General features: G+C 44.4%; 17 protein-coding genes. 10 read left to right on the top strand and 7 right to left on the bottom strand.

The window, feature by feature from the left end:
- Nucleotides 1-271: 271 nt before the first annotated feature.
- Nucleotides 272-3,070, bottom strand: a complete 2,799-nt coding sequence (gene polA, locus V7R39_RS10620) for a DNA polymerase I (protein WP_334030628.1) — start codon at nt 3,068-3,070, stop codon at nt 272-274.
- Nucleotides 3,071-3,479: 409 nt separating this feature from the next.
- Between polA and elbB the strand changes: the two genes are divergently transcribed.
- Both elbB and V7R39_RS10610 read left to right on the top strand, forming a co-directional pair.
- The gene (gene elbB / locus V7R39_RS10615; RefSeq protein ID WP_334030627.1) at nt 3,480-4,133 is read left to right on the top strand and encodes an isoprenoid biosynthesis glyoxalase ElbB; all 654 of its coding nucleotides are present in this window, start codon (nt 3,480-3,482) and stop codon (nt 4,131-4,133) included.
- Between the two features lie 146 nt (nt 4,134-4,279).
- Nucleotides 4,280-5,731, top strand: coding sequence for a TrkH family potassium uptake protein (locus tag V7R39_RS10610; protein ID WP_163107578.1), 1,452 nt, complete (start codon nt 4,280-4,282; stop codon nt 5,729-5,731).
- Between the two features lie 25 nt (nt 5,732-5,756).
- On the opposite strand, the gene trkA is transcribed toward V7R39_RS10610, so the two are convergent.
- Genes trkA through def form a run of 4 tightly spaced genes read right to left on the bottom strand, consistent with a single transcriptional unit; the run spans nt 5,757 to nt 9,954 of the window.
- Nucleotides 5,757-7,136 carry a Trk system potassium transporter TrkA gene (gene trkA, locus V7R39_RS10605; protein ID WP_163107577.1) on the bottom strand — a complete coding sequence of 460 codons (1,380 nt, stop codon included), beginning with the start codon at nt 7,134-7,136 and terminating at the stop codon, nt 5,757-5,759.
- Between the two features lie 18 nt (nt 7,137-7,154).
- On the bottom strand, nt 7,155-8,483 hold the full coding sequence (gene rsmB, locus V7R39_RS10600) for a 16S rRNA (cytosine(967)-C(5))-methyltransferase RsmB (protein WP_334030625.1): 1,329 nt from the start codon (nt 8,481-8,483) through the stop codon (nt 7,155-7,157).
- Nucleotides 8,480-9,436: a methionyl-tRNA formyltransferase gene (gene fmt, locus V7R39_RS10595; RefSeq protein WP_334030624.1), complete on the bottom strand. Its 957-nt coding sequence runs from the start codon at nt 9,434-9,436 to the stop codon at nt 8,480-8,482. Before fmt ends, rsmB begins: the two co-directional genes overlap by 4 nt.
- An 8-nt stretch (nt 9,437-9,444) precedes the next feature.
- Complete coding sequence (def, locus tag V7R39_RS10590) at nt 9,445-9,954, bottom strand: peptide deformylase (RefSeq protein ID WP_032095215.1); 510 nt, start codon at nt 9,952-9,954, stop codon at nt 9,445-9,447.
- Between the two features lie 186 nt (nt 9,955-10,140).
- Here def and V7R39_RS10585 point away from each other — a divergent pair, with 186 nt between their 5' ends.
- The 7 genes from V7R39_RS10585 (at nt 10,141) to V7R39_RS10555 (ending at nt 16,091) form a co-directional block, all read left to right on the top strand.
- The gene (locus tag V7R39_RS10585; protein ID WP_334030622.1) at nt 10,141-11,244 is read left to right on the top strand and encodes a LysM peptidoglycan-binding domain-containing protein; all 1,104 of its coding nucleotides are present in this window, start codon (nt 10,141-10,143) and stop codon (nt 11,242-11,244) included.
- Between the two features lie 40 nt (nt 11,245-11,284).
- On the top strand, nt 11,285-12,412 hold the full coding sequence (gene dprA, locus V7R39_RS10580) for a DNA-processing protein DprA (protein ID WP_334030621.1): 1,128 nt from the start codon (nt 11,285-11,287) through the stop codon (nt 12,410-12,412).
- 1 nt (nt 12,413) lies between these two features.
- Complete coding sequence (locus tag V7R39_RS10575; RefSeq protein WP_032095212.1) at nt 12,414-12,890, top strand: DUF494 family protein; 477 nt, start codon at nt 12,414-12,416, stop codon at nt 12,888-12,890.
- Nucleotides 12,891-12,990: 100 nt separating this feature from the next.
- On the top strand, nt 12,991-13,533 hold the full coding sequence (locus tag V7R39_RS10570) for a DNA topoisomerase family protein (protein WP_334030619.1): 543 nt from the start codon (nt 12,991-12,993) through the stop codon (nt 13,531-13,533).
- 23 nt (nt 13,534-13,556) lie between these two features.
- Complete coding sequence (locus tag V7R39_RS10565) at nt 13,557-14,162, top strand: Sua5/YciO/YrdC/YwlC family protein (RefSeq protein WP_334030617.1); 606 nt, start codon at nt 13,557-13,559, stop codon at nt 14,160-14,162.
- Nucleotides 14,159-15,091 (top strand): oxygen-dependent coproporphyrinogen oxidase, encoded by a 933-nt coding sequence (gene hemF / locus V7R39_RS10560; RefSeq protein ID WP_334030615.1) that lies wholly within the window; start codon nt 14,159-14,161, stop codon nt 15,089-15,091. Before V7R39_RS10565 ends, hemF begins: the two co-directional genes overlap by 4 nt.
- 325 nt (nt 15,092-15,416) lie before the next feature.
- Entirely contained in the window at nt 15,417-16,091 is a 675-nt protein-coding gene (locus V7R39_RS10555; protein WP_287010600.1) for an OmpW family outer membrane protein, read from the top strand.
- Nucleotides 16,092-16,285: 194 nt separating this feature from the next.
- Here V7R39_RS10555 and V7R39_RS10550 read toward each other — a convergent pair whose 3' ends face one another.
- The gene (locus V7R39_RS10550; protein ID WP_334030613.1) at nt 16,286-16,717 is read right to left on the bottom strand and encodes a group II truncated hemoglobin; all 432 of its coding nucleotides are present in this window, start codon (nt 16,715-16,717) and stop codon (nt 16,286-16,288) included.
- On the opposite strand from V7R39_RS10550, the gene aroE reads away from it, so the two are divergent.
- Entirely contained in the window at nt 16,716-17,567 is an 852-nt protein-coding gene (aroE, locus tag V7R39_RS10545; protein ID WP_334030611.1) for a shikimate dehydrogenase, read from the top strand. The genes V7R39_RS10550 and aroE overlap by 2 nt on opposite strands.
- A 235-nt stretch (nt 17,568-17,802) precedes the next feature.
- On the opposite strand, the gene V7R39_RS10540 is transcribed toward aroE, so the two are convergent.
- The gene (locus V7R39_RS10540) at nt 17,803-18,339 is read right to left on the bottom strand and encodes a gamma carbonic anhydrase family protein (RefSeq protein WP_334030610.1); all 537 of its coding nucleotides are present in this window, start codon (nt 18,337-18,339) and stop codon (nt 17,803-17,805) included.
- Nucleotides 18,340-18,558: the final 219 nt, after the last annotated feature.

Genomic DNA, 18,558 nt, shown 5'->3' with positions numbered 1-18,558 from the left:
AAATGTTTTTGTGACACCTTTTATTTGTGGCGCCTTTCATTTGTGGCATTTTTCAACAGGCATAAAAAAACCCCGGTAAATGACCGGGGTTAAAGCAAAGGTTTGAAAACAGCTTTCTCACCTCTGTACCCTACGTCGATAATGTTACAACAAGAGCACAAAAAGGCAAGTATAAATTGTAATTTAATTACCAAATATGGGTAAATTACATACGGCTTAATTAATTAAGTTGTAATCAAATTACTGAATTTTTCAAAGCGTCTGTGCCCAATTAATGAGCTTCATCCCAGTTTTCACCAATACCTACCTCAACATCCAGCGGCACATTTAGCGTTGCAGCACTTTCCATAAGAGTTTTTATGGTGCTGACATAATCATCAATTTTGTCTTCTTTTATTTCAAATACCAGTTCATCGTGCACCTGCATCATCATACTGACGTCGTCGCTGGCGTTTTTCGCAATCCAATCGTCCACTTTTATCATAGCCATCTTTATGACGTCAGCCGCTGTACCTTGCATTGGTGCATTGATAGCCGCTCTCTCAGCCCCTTTTCTTCGCGCTCCATTGCTTGCTTTAATATCTGGTAGATACAACCGTCGGCCAAACACAGTTTCAACGTAACCTTTCTCTTTTGCGCTCTCTCGGGTGCTGTCCATATAATCGAGTACACCAGGGTAGCGCTCAAAATACAGATCCATATATTTCTGTGCTTCGTTGCGTGGAATATTAAGCTGTTTGGCTAACCCGAATGCGCTCATGCCGTAAATTAAACCAAAGTTAATGGCCTTGGCGCTTCTGCGCTGCTCGGTGGTAACGTCATCAAGGGCAATGCCGAATACTTCGGCAGCGGTTGCTTTATGTATATCCTTTCCATTCGCAAACGCATCAAGTAAGCCTTTGTCTTTCGACAGGTGCGCCATAATACGAAGTTCTATTTGTGAGTAATCGGCTGCGACTATCTTGTTGCCTTTTCTTGGCACGAAAGCTTGTCTAACGCGGCGACCGGCTTCATTTCGAATAGGAATATTTTGTAAATTAGGATCGGTAGAGGATAGGCGACCTGTTGCTGTCACCGCTTGATGGTACGACGTGTGAACTCTGCCAGTACGGTGGTTAATCATTTTCGGAAGCTTATCGGTATACGTATTTTTGAGCTTGGTTAACCCTCTGTACTCCATAATTTTCTGAGGTAGTGGATATTCTAATGCCAGTTCTTGTAACACATCCTCAGAAGTTGAAGGCGCACCTTTTGGCGTTTTCTTAACAATAGGCAACGACATCTTCTCAAAAAGAATATGTTGCAGCTGTTTTGTCGATCCTAAGTTAAATGTTTCGCCTGCTTCTTCGTGAACTTCTTTTTCTAATTCTGCAATGCGAGTTGCCAGGTCTTGGCTTTGTTGACTCAACTGTTGGCTATCAATTAACACGCCCTGTTGTTCCATGCGGGAAAGTACACATGCTAAGGGCACTTCAACATCTATAAGCAGACGCTTTAACGAATCAATTGGCTCAAGCTTCTCCCAAATAGCATGGTGAAGACGAAGGGTAATATCGGCATCTTCTGCCGCGTATGGTCCAGCTTCGTCTAAGTTAATTTGATTAAACGTAAGTTGTTTAGCCCCTTTACCGGCGATGTCTTCAAAATGAATCGTTTTATGGCCTAAGTAGGCAAGTGCTAACGAGTCCATATCGTGTCGCTGCGCCGTGCTATTGAGCATGTAACTCTCCAGCATGGTGTCAAAGCCAATTCCATTAAGCGTAATGTCATAATTGGCCAGTACATTCTTATCGTACTTAATATGCTGACCAACTTTAACGGAAGATGGAGACTCTAGGATAGGCTTGAGGGTTTCAAGGACATACTCTCTAGATAGCTGATCTGGTGCATCTGGATAGTCATGGGCCACAGGCACATAGGCGGCTTTGCCCGGCTCTATACAAAAAGACACACCAACAATTTCAGCGTCCATATAGCTGAGGCTCGTAGTTTCAGTATCAAATGCAAACAGCTTAGCTTGTTTTAGCTTTTCCACCCATGCGGTAAATTGTTCCTCTTTAAAAACAACTTCATATTGAGAACGATCGATGTGCGCATGGTCTGAGAAAGCGCTTTCTGATGCATCAACAGTAGAGTCAGACGCGTCGTTTTTAGATGCATCGGATGGCTGGGCATCGCCCGCGCTTAGAAGTGCGCTAACCTCTGAATGCCATCGTTTAAATTCATATTCTGCAAATAGGTCGCGCAGGGTTTCATTATCTGCCGACGATGGCATTAACGCTTCTACATCGTAATCGAGATCCAAATCTATACTGATAGTTGCTAACGTATATGACAGCCTAGCTTGCTCTTCATATTCCGACATTTTAGCCGCCATGGTTTTGCTGCCTCGAAAAGACAGATCGGCAATTTTATCCAAGTTTTTGTATATCTCATCGATACCACCGATGCCGTTAAGCAGCGCTTGAGCGCTTTTGTCACCAACACCCGGTACGCCTGGAATATTATCTACTTTGTCGCCCTTCAATGCTAAGAAATCAATTACCAGCTCGGGAGGAATACCAAACTTGGTATTAACGCCCTCAATATCCATCGCCTGATTTGTCATGGTATTAATAAGCGTGACATGTTGATTGACCAACTGCGCCATGTCTTTGTCACCAGTACTGATAACAGTATCTATGCCTTTCTCGGTTGCGTGTTTAGCCAGTGTGCCAATAACGTCATCGGCCTCAACACCCGACTCAATAATTACTGGTAGCCCCATTGCTTTAATAATCGTGTGCAGAGGTGCTATTTGACTTCTTAGCTCGTCCGGCATAGGAGGGCGATTAGCTTTATATTCAGCGTAAATATCGTCTCTAAATGTTTTACCCTTTGCATCAAATATTACCGCCATATGGGTAGGGTTATATTGTTTGATAAGGCTCTTGAGCATATTTACTACGCCGTAAATGGCGCCGGTATCTTGCCCTTTAGAGTTTGTTAGCGGCGGCAGCCCGTGAAAGGCTCGAAAGAGATAAGAAGAACCGTCAACGAGGATAAAAGGAGACTTTTTAGATTCAGGCATAGAGGATAACTTTCCAACATAGATAATGATCGCAAGGATGCCACAGGAAGGGAAAGATCGCCATATAGGGCTGACAGATAACTAGGACACCGGGTTGTGGATAACTTTGTGATCTAAATATTCAGGCACACTGATCCAATTGATCTCATAAAAATAAAAGAACAAGGCTGAATGCAAGAAAAATAAGGGAATGAAGCAATGATGAGAACACAGCATACATGTTACAGAACATTCCATTTTATGTGGATAACTTGGTGTACGTGATATTTCGTTTAACCAAATCAGTGCAATAATGTAGCATAAGAATTTACAAAGCATATACGTAATGTTAAGAACTTTTTTAAAAAGTTTGGTTGTTTTATAGCCAAAAATTGCATAAGTCATGAACGACCTAGTCTGGAGGAAAAATATGAAGCAAGTTGCTGTGATTCTAAGTGGAAGTGGTGTCTATGACGGCGCAGAGTTACAAGAAGCCGTACTCACTTTGCTTGCTATTGAATTAGAAGGAGCGTCGTATCAGTGCTTTGCGCCAAATGCAGACCAGCTACATGTGATCAATCACTTAACCGGCGATGTGGTTGAGGGTGAGACTCGAAACGTATTGGTTGAGTCTGCGCGCATTACACGAGGCGACATAAAGCCGTTAACTGAATGCAATGTCGATAAATTTGATGTGTTAGTCTTACCCGGTGGGTTTGGCGCTGCAAAAAACCTATGCACGTTTGCTGTGGAGGGTGCCGACTGCTCATTTAATGAAGATGTGTTGACGGTATGTCAGGCATTTGCAAAAGCCAGAAAGCCAGCTGCCTATGCATGTATTGCTCCTGCACTTGCTGCAAAAGTCTACGGTAACGGCGTAAAACTGACTATCGGCAATGACAAAGGTACGGCAGAGGGGCTAAATGCGCTTGGTGCTTCCCACGTTGATTGTGATGTAGATGACGTTGTAATTGACAATGAGGTAAAACTGGTGACTACGCCAGCTTACATGCTTGCAGAAAATGTGTCACAAGCTCACCGCAGTATTTCAAAAATGGTAAAAACGGTACTTGGAATGAAGTAACCGAGAAAAATAAGAAACAGGGAGAAAACAAATCGTTTCTCCCTAAGTCATATAGCCCTATAATCGGCGATATAGCGTATTTCGTTTTCTGTTATTTATTTGCGACTTAACATCGTAAGCCATCATAAAAAGAAAGGCATAATAAAATGCACTACCGTGCCATCGTTCGTATTCTAGGGCTACTCATTGCGTTATTCAGCGTCACAATGATACCCCCCGGCATTGTGTCTCTTATTTACCAAGACGGTAGCGGGCTTCCATTTACGCTTGCGTTTATCCTATGCGTCGTGGGTGGTATGGCGTTGTGGTACCCCAATAGACAACAGAAGAATGACCTACGAGCCAGAGAAGGCTTTTTGATTGTGGCACTGTTTTGGTCGGTGCTGGCGAGTGTTGGTGCCATACCTCTAATATTGCTCGAACAGCCTAGCATGACGGTGACCGACGCGTTTTTCGAGTCGTTTTCTGGATTAACCACAACGGGCGCTACAGTAATAGAGGGTATCGATTTTCTGCCGCATTCCGTCCAGTTCTATCGTCAGCAGCTTCAATGGCTTGGTGGAATGGGGATCATTGTACTGGCCGTTGCGATACTGCCTATTTTAGGTGTTGGTGGTATGCAGCTATACCGTGCTGAAACACCTGGTCCGGTAAAAGACAACAAAATGACCCCGCGTATTGCTGATACTGCAAAGCATCTTTGGTACATCTATTTATCAATCACTATTGCGTGTGCCGGTGCATATTGGCTTGCTGGAATGAATGTGTTTGATGCCATATGCCATGCGTTTTCTACCGTCGCAATTGGCGGGTTTTCAAATCACGATGCCAGTTTAGGCTATTTTTCAAGCCCAATGGTCAATGTGGTGTGTACCGTATTTCTACTTATCGCAGCGCTTAACTTTTCGCTTCACTACGCCGCAGTAAGCTCTCGCTCTATGCGAGGCTACTTCAAAGATCCTGAGTTCAAAGCCTTTTTTATCATCCAGGCTTCGCTTATTTCTATCTGCTTTTTAGTTCTCACGCTTTCTGGGTATTACAGTTCGGCGGAAACGGCCCTTGATCAGGCAATGATTCAGGCAGTTTCAATCAGTACGACAGCAGGTTTCGCCACCACAGATTTCTCAGTGTGGCCTACGTTCCTACCTATAATGCTGATTTTTTCGAGCTTTATAGGAGGGTGCGCTAGCTCAACGGGGGGCGGGCTAAAAGTGGTTCGTGTTTGTTTGCTGTTCTTACAGGGTAGGCGTGAAGTCGACAGGCTTATCCACCCCAAGGCCGTATATGCGGTTAAATTTGGTGACAGAGCCATGCCTGATAAGGTAGTAGAAGCGGTGTGGGGATTCTTCTCTGCCTACGCCATTGTGTTTGTACTTATCATGATAGGTTTGATAGCCACTGGCTTAGATAATTTAAGTGCGTTTACAGCAACAGCAGCAATGCTCAATAACCTTGGGCCAGGCTTAGGCAGCGTTGCGGCAAACTATGCAGATGTGACTGATGGCGGCAAGTGGCTGCTTGTATTGGCGATGGTATTTGGACGTTTGGAAGTATTCTCATTACTTGTGCTGTTCTCGCCTACGTTTTGGCGAAGCTAAGTCAGTGCAATAAGAGCAACATGCTTTAGCCAAAGAAGAATGCGCTGGGTTGAAACAGCTTTTCCACATCGCCGATATACTTCTTATCTACTAAGAATAGAATGATGTGATCGTTAGCTTCAATTTTTGTATCGCTGTGGGCGATAATTACTTGGTCGTCTCTAACTACCGCACCAATGGTTGTACCTGGCGGCAGTTTAATATCGCCAATTTGCTTGCCAACGACCTTAGACGTATTTTCATCACCATGAGCAATAGCTTCTATTGCTTCGGCAGCGCCTCTACGCAGTGAGTAAACATTCACTATGTCTCCACGCCTTACATGTGTGAGAAGCGCTGAGATAGTTGCTTGCTGGGGAGAAAAGGCAATGTCAATTTCACCGCCCTGTACCAAATCCACATAGGCGCCGCGCTGTATCAGCACCATTGCCTTTTTTGCACCCATGCGCTTGGCGAGCATGGCAGACATAATATTGGCTTCATCATCGTTGGTAACGGCGATAAAAGCGTCGACCTGCTCTATATTTTCTTCGCCGAGTAACTCTGGATCTGATGCATCACCGCTAAATACGATGGTTTTATCCAGGTGTGCTGCGAGGTATTTGGCTCGTTCTGGACTAAACTCGATGAGCTTAACGTTGTGGTTATGCTCAAGCTTTTTCGCCAGTCCCGCGCCAATAAGCCCGCCACCTGCAATCATGATGCGCTTATAGCTAGACTCTAACTTTTGCAGTTCACTCATTACGGCGCGTATGTGCTTTGTTGCAGCGATGAAGAATACTTCATCATCTGCTTCTATCACCGTGGTACCTAGTGGGCGTATGGGGCGTCCACGGCGGTATATAGCTGCTACTCGCGTTTCTACATTAGGCATGTGGTCTTTAAGGGCCGACAGGGCATGTCCCACTAACAAGCCGCCATAATAGGCTTTTACGGCAACAAGACTTGCTTTGCCTTCAGCAAATTCTACAACCTGAAGTGCTCCAGGGTAGTCAATTAATCGTTTAATGGCTTTGGTGACTAGCTGTTCGGGGGCAATGATGTGGTCAACGGGAATGTCTTGCTGTTTGTAGAGTTGTGCTTGATAAATGATGTATTGCTCAGAGCGCACCCGGGCAATTTTTGTGGGGGTTTTAAACAGGCTGTAAGCAACCTGACACGCTAGCATGTTACTTTCATCACTGTTAGTCACAGCAATAAGCATATCGGCGTCTTCTGCACCCGCACTGCGCAGCACGTCTGGATGAGAGCCTACGCCAGTGACTACCTGCAAATCGAGTCTATCTTGGAGTGAGCGAAGAATACTGGGGTCAGAGTCAATAACCGTAATCTCGTTATTTTCACCCACCAAATTTTCGGCTAGTGTTCCACCGACCTGACCCGCACCCAAAATGATGATTTTCATCGTTATTACTTTGCCTTATTACACCGATTCGCCAGACGACTTTACCAGCCTCGCATAATAGAAACCATCCATTTGTTGTTCGCCCGGTAGAATTTGGCGACCAGGATTTTCACTGGTTTCTGTTTTAATCAGAGGCACTAATGTTGCGTCATCTGTTTCTGCTACAAAGCGTTTAATTTGATCTTTGTTTTCTTTTGGCAAAATGGAGCAGGTGGCATACAGCATGGTTCCACCAGGTTTTAATGTTGTCCAAAGTGCGTCCAGTATCTCTCGCTGTAATGCCGCTAAGTTGTCTATGTCACTGGACTTTCTAAGCCATCGAATATCAGGGTGACGGCGAATAACGCCGGTAGCAGAGCAGGGAGCATCTAACAAAATACGATCGAACGGTATTCCGTCCCACCACTGTGAAGGATTGGTTGCGTCACCTTGCTTGATGTCAACGTTATGTTTCAAGCGAGTCATATTTTCATGCACTCGTTGCAATCGTTTTTCATCAGCATCTAATGCCAAACAGTAGGACAGTTTTGGCGCTCTTTCGGCAATATGACCTGTCTTTCCACCTGGTGCTGCACAACAGTCTAGAATTCTTTCCCCATCTTGTGGGTCTAAGTAGCGAGCGGCTAATTGTGCGGCGCCATCTTGAACAGCAAAAAAACCTTTGTCGAAACCAGGCAGTGCAGTTATATCTTCACGAGACGTCAGTATAACGCCATCAGGGTGGGATTCACTTAACGAAAATTCAATATCAGCCTGAGTTAACAGCGTTGCAAATTCATCACGTCCAATTTGCTGGGTGTTTACCCTTAGCCATATAGGCGCCATTTCATTGGTTGACTGGCGTACGGTATTGGCATCACCTTGGTATGCACTTTCTATGGCTTTATAAAGCCATTTAGGCATTCCGCTATTGATAATAGGATCGTCAATAGCCTTATCGATGAGCTCTTCACGTTGAAAGTTTCTTAGTACTGCGTTTACCAACCCTTTTAAGCCAGTGCCTCCCAAGTACGATGCTGCTGCGACAGTTTCTCCAACAGCGGCATGCTTACTGACTCTCGAAAAGGCGAGTTGGTATAACCCCAGCATAATAAGGTGCTCTATCACCTTTTTGTTGCCCTTTAGAGGGCGGTCGAGCAATGTTCTTAGCCAGTGTTGCAGTACGGGAAGTTTTCGCATTACACCCAGTGACATCTCTTGAAGCCACGCATTGTCTCTAGCGTTATGTCGTCGCTGCACACGCTCTAGGCAGTCTCGGGAAGACTTACCTTGCTCTAGTATTTGATAGATAACCCATGCGCAATCTGCACGCAGGTTCTTTTGTTTAGGTAGGGGAAGGGGCTTCACTTATCACTCTCTTGACGCAATGAGCGGCCTGTTTCAAACCAAGCTTTACGTGCGTTAATAACATCAGCCGCTGGCAAGGGTTTTTTACCTGGAATTTGCAGAAGCGTAATGGTGAGCGCGTCTTTCCCTGTCGCTACGGTTATTCCCTCTTTGCTGGAATTCACAATAGTGCCGGGAGGGGCGTCATTGATAAGTGGTTCGACATGCGCCGCCCACACTTTAATATTGTGTTCTTCTACCTTCATCCACGCCACGGGCCAAGGATTGAACGCCCGGATATTTCTTTCAATTTGCTCTGCGCTGTCTTCCCATTTAATCAAGGCTTCTTCTTTAGACAGCTTTTTCGCATGGGTCGCAAGCGAATCATCTTGCTTTTGAGGAATTAGCGTTTCAATGCTATTTAACACATCGACAAGGGCTTTAGGGCCAAGTTCGGCAAGTTTGTCGTACATGGTCGCGCTGGTGTCAAGCGGTGTAATAGGTAACGTGGCTATATGCAGCATGTCCCCGGTATCTAGCCCTTCGTCCATTTGCATAATGGTAACGCCTGTTTCAGCGTCACCTGCCCAAATTGCCCGCTGGATTGGTGCTGCACCGCGCCATTTAGGTAAGATAGACCCGTGAACGTTAATACAGCCTTGTCTGGGCGCATCTAAGATTATTTTTGGCAGTAATAATCCGTAAGCGACAACCACCATAATATCGGCATCAAGCGCGCAAAGCGTTTGCTGCGCTTCGTCATCTTTTAAGGAGGCTGGTTGGTAAACGGGTATGTGGTGCTCTTGGGCTAATTGCTTTACCGGACTTGCAGTGAGCTTTTTCCCTCGACCGGCAGGGCGGTCTGGTTGCGTATAAGCGGCGATAACATTGTGCTCACTGTCAATCAATGCCGACAAGTGTTTAGCTGCAAAATCCGGTGTACCGGCAAAAATAACGTTAAGTGGCGCTGTCACAATTTTCCTTAAGCTTTCGCTGCTAATCGGGCTTCTTTTTCAAGCTTCTTGCGAATACGCTGGCGCTTTAGCGGCGAGAGATAATCGATGAAAAGAGTGCCTTTCAAGTGATCGAGTTCATGCTGTATGCAAATTGCTAAAAGACCCTCAGCCTCTAATTCAAATGCGTCACCATTTTCGTCAAGCGCCTTCACTGTGATAGCTTCTGCACGTTCAACTTTTGCATAGTTGCCCGGCACAGAAAGACAGCCTTCTTCGCTTATAGTTTCGCCTTCTTTGCGCGTAATTTCAGGGTTAATGAAAACTCGTGGCTCATCTTGCTCTTCCGATACATCCATAACCACTACTCGAACGTGACGGTCGACCTGAGTAGCCGCAAGGCCAATTCCCTTTTCGTCTTTCATCGTTTCGAACATATCAGCAACGAGTTGCTTAATTTCATCGTTAACGTCATCTACCGGCTTAGCTACCGTGCGAAGACGCTCATCTGGAAAACTTAATACGTCTAATATTGCCATTTGTCGCTTACTTTGCCTTTTCGCTGTATAAATTCATATACGATCTATTTACCAATGCACTTTACAGTGCAGATTTACTTACTATTCTAACGTATAACACAGACTATGGTGCAGTTTTTTGCTCAAGTCCTTTAAGAATACGTGTAACTGTCGATATAGTGGTATTGTCTTAAAAAGCAACAATAAGTGACAGTGAATCTTTTGCAGGTGGTTAATTTGAAAAAGCGATTATACAAATACGGGCGAGTAATGTTGGCTGCAGCTCTGGCGATTTTTGCGCTACCTGTACTCGCGCTGCAGCTAAAAGACAGTGCACCGCAAACTTATACCGTAGAGCGCGGTGACACGCTGTGGGATATCGCTAACATCTTTCTTAACGAGCCTTGGCTATGGCCTGAACTATGGCGAACCAATACGCAAATCGATAATCCCCACTTAATTTATCCTGGTGACGTCATTGTGGTTGGCATGATAAATGGGGAGCCAGTGCTTTCCATCGCCAGAGAGAAACCCTTAGTTTCACTTTCTCCTCAAACAGAAAAACGGGTGAAACCCTCGCCCATTAATACATTGGCTTGGAGCGAGATAGCACCATTTATTAATCAGCACACCATAGTTGATAAAGACAGTTATGAGGTTCTACCGCGAGTACTTGGCAATAAGGATGCAAATGTTCGTTTTGCCGCCAATAATCTCGTGGTCAGCGAACCTCAATACAATACCTCAGACCAGTTACGTATCGTAAGAAAGCAATCTATTATAAAAAACCTTGATGGCCGCGAGTTGGGCGTTCAAATCTCACACGTTGCAGATGCGTCAGTGTTTAAAGAATCGATAAGCGATGACTCAATGCTGTTGTCGTTAACCGCCTCGACACAAGAGACAAACTTGGGTGATAAGATTTTTAACGGCGACTTTTCTCATGAGAAAAGCCTGGTGCTTAAGCCCGCAAAGGCGCAACGAGGCTTTGTTGTTGGCGACCTGCACGACCATGATTTACTCGGTAAATACGACGTGGTGATTTTAGATTTAGGTAACACTGAGGTAGAGCCGGGCACCGTAATGGGTGTATACGCGAAAGGGCCATCAATTATTAACGATGAGCTGCCAAAATATACAAACAAATCAGACATGCAAAAAAGTAGAGACTGGTTTGCTAACACCGTTGAACAACCCGCACTCAAGGTGGGAGAGATCATCATTTACAAAACCTTTAATGCGGCAAGCTATGGTTTGATCACGCGGGCGAACACGGGTATTCAACGCGGTTTTATTGTTGCTCACCCCTAACGTTGTGCTGTAAACATTGCCGCACCGACTTGGAGCGGCAATGCATCACAATTCTGCATCTATTTCAGCACAATCAATGGCGTGGATACGTCTGGCCTCGGCATACAGCGTCGCTACAAAAAAATGGCTGACGTTACTAAGTGAGCTTAACTGCAATCCAGAAGCGCTTCTTACATCTACAAGCAAAGCCTCTCTTCTAAAAAGCGCGCCAAAAACTGCAACCCATTTATTCGACAAAGTTTCTGAGCAATCAGTCAAAAAAGCACTGATGTGGTTAGATGCAGAAACAGAGAGATATATAATAACGTTCGGGTGTTGTGAGTATCCAGAAATGCTCAAAACGTTAGATAGCCCTCCGCTTGTTCTTTTTGTCATTGGAAATCCGCTGCTCTTGCAACAGCCTCAAGTAGCAATGGTGGGGAGCCGCCGTGCTAGCCATCAGGGGAAAAGCATCGCTGAAGATATGGCAACAGCACTTGCTGATGCAGGAATAACGGTGACCAGCGGTATGGCGCTGGGAATTGATGCCGCAGCCCATAAAGGTGCGCTTAAAGGGATAGGCAAAACAGTCGCCGTAATGGGAACAGGGCCAGATACAATTTACCCTTATAAGCACAGGCCATTACATGCTGATATAATTAATGCTGAAGGCGCTGTAATCACAGAGTTCTTTCCCGGTGTGCCAGCTAAAGCTTGGCATTTCCCAAGAAGAAATAGATTAATTGCTGCAATATCGCTTGGAACGCTGGTGGTTGAGGCAAAAATTAAAAGTGGCACCTTGATTACGGCGAATTTGGCCGCAGATATAGGGCGAGATGTTTTTGCCATTCCCGGAAGCGTATATCATTCTTATTCTGAGGGTTGCCATTGGTTAATCCAGCAGGGCGCTAAATTAGTGACTAACGTCAATGATATCTTTGACGAACTTGCTATAGAGCCCTTGTGCACGAGGAATATCGTTAATGTTGAGAATGAAAAAAGTGAAGTGAATAGCTTGGCAACTGACAAATTATTAGCTAGTGTGGATTACGACGTTACCGCAATAGATGTTATAGCGCAGCGCGGCTCCATGCCTGTACAGCAGGCAATGGCATTATTATTAGAATACGAGTTGTGCGGTTTAGTAACTGCTGTCCCTGGCGGTTACATTAAATTGAGGGGCAAATAAAATGTTCGATATCCTCATGTATCTGTTTGAAAATTTCATCCACAGTGAGACTGAAATTCGTGTCGATCAAGACGAATTGACCGACGAGCTCGTGCGCGCAGGTTTTCATCACGATGAAATATATAAAGCGCTTGCATGGCTAGAAAAGTTGGCCGCCCTGCAAGAGACAGACATCAAGCCTTACTTTTGCAAAGGGATTAATACAAGCTTAAGTCGAATCTATACCCATGAAGAGCAAATGCGCTTGGACGTGGAATGTAGAGGATTTCTGATGTTTCTAGAGCAAGTGAATGTGCTCGATGCATCTACCCGTGAAATGGTGATAGACCGCGTTATGGAAATAGATTCTAACGAGTTCTGTTTAGAAGACCTAAAGTGGGTGGTATTGATGGTTCTATTCAATGTGCCGGGTAAAGAAAAGGCCTATGCGCAAATGGAAGATTTACTCTTCGAAGAACCAGATGGTGTTTTACATTAATCTACTTGCGTCATTATTCCTAGGGCGCTCTTTGCAGGCACGGTGCTTACAATGCCTGCTTAGCAAAGAGAACGCTTCAAAGTGTGCGTTATAAACCATCATGTCTAAAATTGACCACTCGTTATTTTCTGCTCATGAGCACGCATTAGAAGAAAGCTTTGGTGACTGCCCTGAATGCGGTAAGCCACTTCATATAAAAAATAGTAAAACCGGCCCTTTCATAGGGTGTACCGCATATCCTGAGTGTCACTTCAGTAAACCGTTACATGACAATCAAACTGCTCTCCTTAAAACGTTAGACGGCGTAGCGTGTCCCGACTGTCAATCAGAGCTTGGGATCAAAAAAGGCCGTTATGGCATGTTTATCGGTTGCACTAACTTTCCTTCGTGTCACTTTATCGCCCCGTTGAAGCAGCAGGAAGAAACCCAAGTTCGCTGCCCTAAGTGTCAGTCAGGCGAACTGATTTCTCGCACCAGTAAGTTTGGAAAGCAATTTTTTGCGTGCAATCATTATCCTAAATGCCGATATGTGCTAAATTTCCAGCCAGTCAATGAGCAATGTCCAGAGTGTGGTTGGGGTGTATTGATTGATAAGAAAGGTCAATATGTTTGCCCTCAACCATCGTGCGGCTTTAAACAATAGTCACCATCTAGAGATAATTATTAATGTCTGATACCCAAAAAGGGCAAGTGGATATATACAATCCAGTTGAGGTCGAGCAAACCGCCGCTGATCCTGTTGTGGAAGCATTTCACGCTGGTAAGTTATTGGTTTACCCAACTGAAGCCGTTATGGGCATTGGATGTGACCCCGATAATAAAGAAGCCGTGGAGTTACTGCTTCAAACTAAGCAACGTTCTGTTGAGAAAGGCGTTATTCTTATAGCTGCCAACTATAGTCAGCTACTGCCTTACGTAAATGACGAGGCGGTATTACAGCACAGGCGTACTGACATCTTTTCAAGTTGGCCAGGTCCTATAACGTGGCTGCTGCCAAAGTCAAAGACGGCACCGCACTGGATTACAGGCTCGCACGATAAAATAGCAGTGCGTGTGACTAATCATCCATTGGTTGCGGACTTATGCAATAAGGTTGGTAAGCCTATTGTATCTACAAGTGCAAATTTGGCAGGAGAATCACCTACACTTTCTATCGAAGAAGCAAGAAGCGTATTTGAAGTCAGTGTTACTTACGTAAATGGTGAAGTCGGTGGCAATAAAAAACCAAGTACAATTAGAGACGGTGATACGGGAGAAATAATAAGATCATGAAGCCAGCACAATTACTTGATGGTAAAAAGGCAGCCGATGTTATTGAAGCAGTTAAAGCGTATTTATTAAATCTTCAAGACACAATTTGCCAAACCATAGAGTTGGCCGATGGAAAAGGGCAATTTACCGAAGATAGTTGGGTGCGAGAAGAAGGCGGCGGTGGCCGTTCTCGCGTGATGAAAAATGGCGCTGTAGTGGAACAGGGCGGTGTGAATTTTTCACACGTTTTTGGTAGTCAAATGCCTGCATCTGCAACCGCTAATCGACCTGAGCTAGCCGGCAGAAATTTTCAGGCAATGGGCGTATCACTCGTTATTCACCCGCATAACCCTTACATTCCAACCTCTCATGCCAATGTACGATTTTTTATAGCCGAGAAAGAGGGTGAATCGCCAATATGGTGGTTTGGTGGTGGATTCGACCTAACGCCTTTCTACCCGTTTAAAGAAGACGTTCAACACTGGCACGATACCGCTAAAAAACTCTGCGCGCCTTTCGGTGAAGATGTTTACCCAAAGTACAAAGAGTGGTGCGATGATTACTTTTACTTGAAGCACCGCGATGAGACTCGTGGTGTAGGCGGGCTCTTTTTCGATGATCTTAATGCGTGGGGGTTTGACCAGTCTTTTGCCTTCATGCAAGCAGTAGGTAATGGCTACATTGATGCGTATGTGCCCATTATTGAACGACGTAAAAATACTGCATACGGTGAAAGAGAGCGTGATTTCCAGCTATACCGACGAGGACGCTACGTTGAATTTAACTTAGTATTCGACCGTGGCACGCTGTTCGGTTTGCAGACAGGAGGAAGGACAGAATCAATTTTGATGTCGATGCCTCCATTAGCTCGCTGGGAATATTGTTATTCACCGTCACCAGGAAGCGCAGAATCGAAACTTACCGATTGGTTAAAGCCAACGAATTGGTGAGCGCCCACAGTGTAGGGTTAAGCGCAGTCTAAGTGTCAATTGGAGTCTTTGAACGACTTTCAGAACAGCTAAAGCCGCACGGTATCGACCTGCGGCTTTATTTTTTAGTCTCGTCCTTCTCTAAATTACTTGCTTCCCTAGCGAGTTAAGTAACCTGAACCCCTGTTAAAGTAATAACAAGGCGGTTCATCTCTAACGATTGATCTACATCAACCTGCGCTGCTATGTTCATTCAGCGAGCTAGGTATATTGCGCTAGATCAATTCCTTGTGTTCCAAAGTGGGTAAAGTGGCGTCATCTTATTTAAACACACGAGAGACACACAATGCGTACACATACTCTTTCAGCACTTTGTCTTACTCTGGCAGCTATTGCCCCTTTTGCTAATGCTCATCAGCAAGGTGATTTACTTGTTCGCGGTGGTTTAACGACAGTTGCACCCGACGAGTCTACTTCAAATATTTTAGCGGGTGGGGCAGACCTAGGCGTTGCTCTAAATATCGGTAACGATACTCAGTTAGGTCTCAATATCGCTTATTTTATTACTGATAATATTAATATTGAATTACTAGCGGCCACGCCCTTTAAACACGATGTCGAATTTTCGGTAGCAGACCCACTAGGTACAGGTAACCAACTTGGTGAAGTCACGCACTTACCTCCCACCCTTACCGCAAACTATTATTTTAATGATGCCAGCTCAGCGTTTCAGCCTTACGTAGGTGCGGGTATCAACTATACCTTTATCTTTGATGAAGAATTTACATCGGCTAACAACGACGCTGGATTAAACGATTTATCCCTTGATAATTCTTTTGGGTTGTCAGCACAAGTGGGTATGGATTATATCGTTGATGACAAGTGGCATGTGAACGCATCGGTACGCTTTATTGATATCGATACTGAAGCAACATTTAACGTGGGCGATGCAAGCGGTGCGGTTGAAGATATTGAAATTGACCCTTGGGTTTACACTATATCTGTTGGCTATACTTTTTAGGTAGTTTTTTATAATAGCAACTACTTTTAGTAGCTCAGCGTTTAATAGCAGCTCTTGTAGCAGCATTCAAAGTAAAAGCGCGGATTATTAAATCGAAGCATTGCACTACGACAAAGCCGATAAGAGCCTCATCAATGAAAGAAGACTTGCGCGTTATCATTAGGTCAACACGGCCTAATGATAACGCGCTTTTTTTATTCTGAATTGATCATATGTTCTGCTAATTGGTCTAGCGAACGAAGCAGCTGATTGGCGAGCAAAATATCATCGGTGGTGGCAAACATTGCCTTTCTCATACAGTACATCCATTGTGCTTTTAAATTTGGCGTGACAGAAAATGGCAAATGTCGAGCTCTTAATCTGGGATGACCAAATTGCTGTTGATAATCATCGGGCCCTCCCATCCATAAACTTAAATAGAGAAAGAAAACATGCCGAATTTTATCTAAAGGCATGGGGTGCATAGCCAATAACTCTGATGCTATCGAATCGGTCTCCATGATATCGTAAAACCGGTTGGCTAATTCTCGAACCTTATCTTCTCCACCTAAGCGATAATATGGTGTAGTCTCATTAACCTTATTGTCGCCTTTTCGTTTTGTATTAAAGAAGTCACGTATTCCCATGAAAAAATTCGCCGTATTTGGAAACCCTATTGAGCAGAGTTTATCACCAACCATTCATCAAATGTTTGCTCAGCAGTGTGATGAAGCCATTTCATATGAAAAAATATTAGCGCCAGAGGGTGGCTTTATCGCAAAGGCGAGGTCTTTTTTGTCACAGCCAGACGCAGTAGGTTGTAATGTCACCATGCCGTTTAAGCTAGATGCATTCAATATGGCGGTGGTCGACGATCAGGCTGCGAAAGATGCCAAAGCAGTAAACACTCTGATGAAGGTGTCTAATGGCAGTAATGAGACTAATGCAAAAAACAATATTAAAGGCTTTAACACCGATGGAATTGGACTGGTAAACGACCTTTTAAATAATCACATCGAGCTTAAAAATAAAAGAGTGCTGTTAATTGGGGCCGGTGGTGCGGCGCGAGGCGTGATATCACCTTTGATAGAAGCCTCTATTGCGCAATTAACAATTGCCAACAGAACCAAGGAGAAAGCACAGCAGGTGGCAGATGAAACCGGACACTCCAATATAGAGGTTGTCGCATTAGAAGATGTTAGCAATGTAAGCCCCCATATTATTATTAACTCTACTGCGGCTAGTCTGGATGGCGAGTTACCTTGTGCTATGTCTCTGTCGTTGTTGGAAGAATGTGATGTGGTTTACGATATGGTTTATAAGAACTCTCCAACAGTGTTCATGCGAGAGGCAAGGTCTCAGGGCGTACCAAAAAGTTTAGACGGGTTGGGTATGCTAGTAGAGCAAGCAGCTGCCGCTTTTACTATTTGGACTTCAAAGCAACCAGACACCAATACTGTGGTGACTAAGTTGCGAGAACTTATAGAGAATTCGTAGAAAGTCTTAAAAGAGTGAAATACATAGCTTTAATGCGACGTTTCTATACATCGCGTCAATAAAGCGTTTCATTAAAGCGTTTCAATAAAGCACTGTGATACAAAACTGTGATACAAAATAGGGACATTACAAATGTGGTTCACTCTTTCTAAGCTAATACCGCTGTAAAGCATACTTATAAAAGGGCGTTTGCTGAACGTCCCTTTATATAGATACTTGTCTGTGCTGTAACTACCTAGAGGCTATCTTCTATATACTCGTCCTTTAACATAACGTAATTAATCGCAGACTGTTTTAGGAAGGCCGACTCACTGTCTTTTAATGGACGTTTCTTTTGCATAGGGTTGCCGACATAAAGATAGCCACTTTCTAATCGCTTATTAGGGGGCACTAAAGTCCCTGCGCCGATAAACACATCGTTTTCGACAACGGCTCCGTCCATAATAATCGCACCCATACCAACGAGAATTCGATTTCCCAACTGACAGCCGTGCAGCATACATTTATGTCCCACGGTGACGTCATCTCCAATAATAAGGGGAAACCCCTCAGGAAATTGCGTCGTTCGGCGAGTAACATGAAGTACCGAACCATCTTGGATATTCGTTCTCTCGCCAATCTGTATTTTGTTTACGTCTCCTCTAGCGGCGACCAGCGGCCAGATACTGCTATCATCACCAAGCGTTACATCACCAACCAATACTGAAGAGTCATCAATATAACAGCGCTCTCCTATATTAGGCGCAACTGACTTATATGTACGTAGTGCCACAATACTTATCCTTTCTTAAAACGTAGGGGTGTAGAACTAAACTAACTATGCGAACTATAGATATAGAATAATCGCTATTTCACATCATTTATACGTTATAAGCCATATTGCCGTTATATAAATATTCCCCTCAGTACGCTAATTGGTTTTCCTCAATAACAGAATAACGGTAAAAACAGAGCGAATATTGTGCGTTGTGTGGGATATTTGAGCGAACAG

Source organism: Alteromonas sp. P256 (assembly GCF_036864455.1).
GTDB lineage: Bacteria > Pseudomonadota > Gammaproteobacteria > Enterobacterales > Alteromonadaceae > Alteromonas.
Note: the sequence above shows the minus strand (reverse complement) of the source record. Positions and strands in the feature narration are given on the sequence as shown.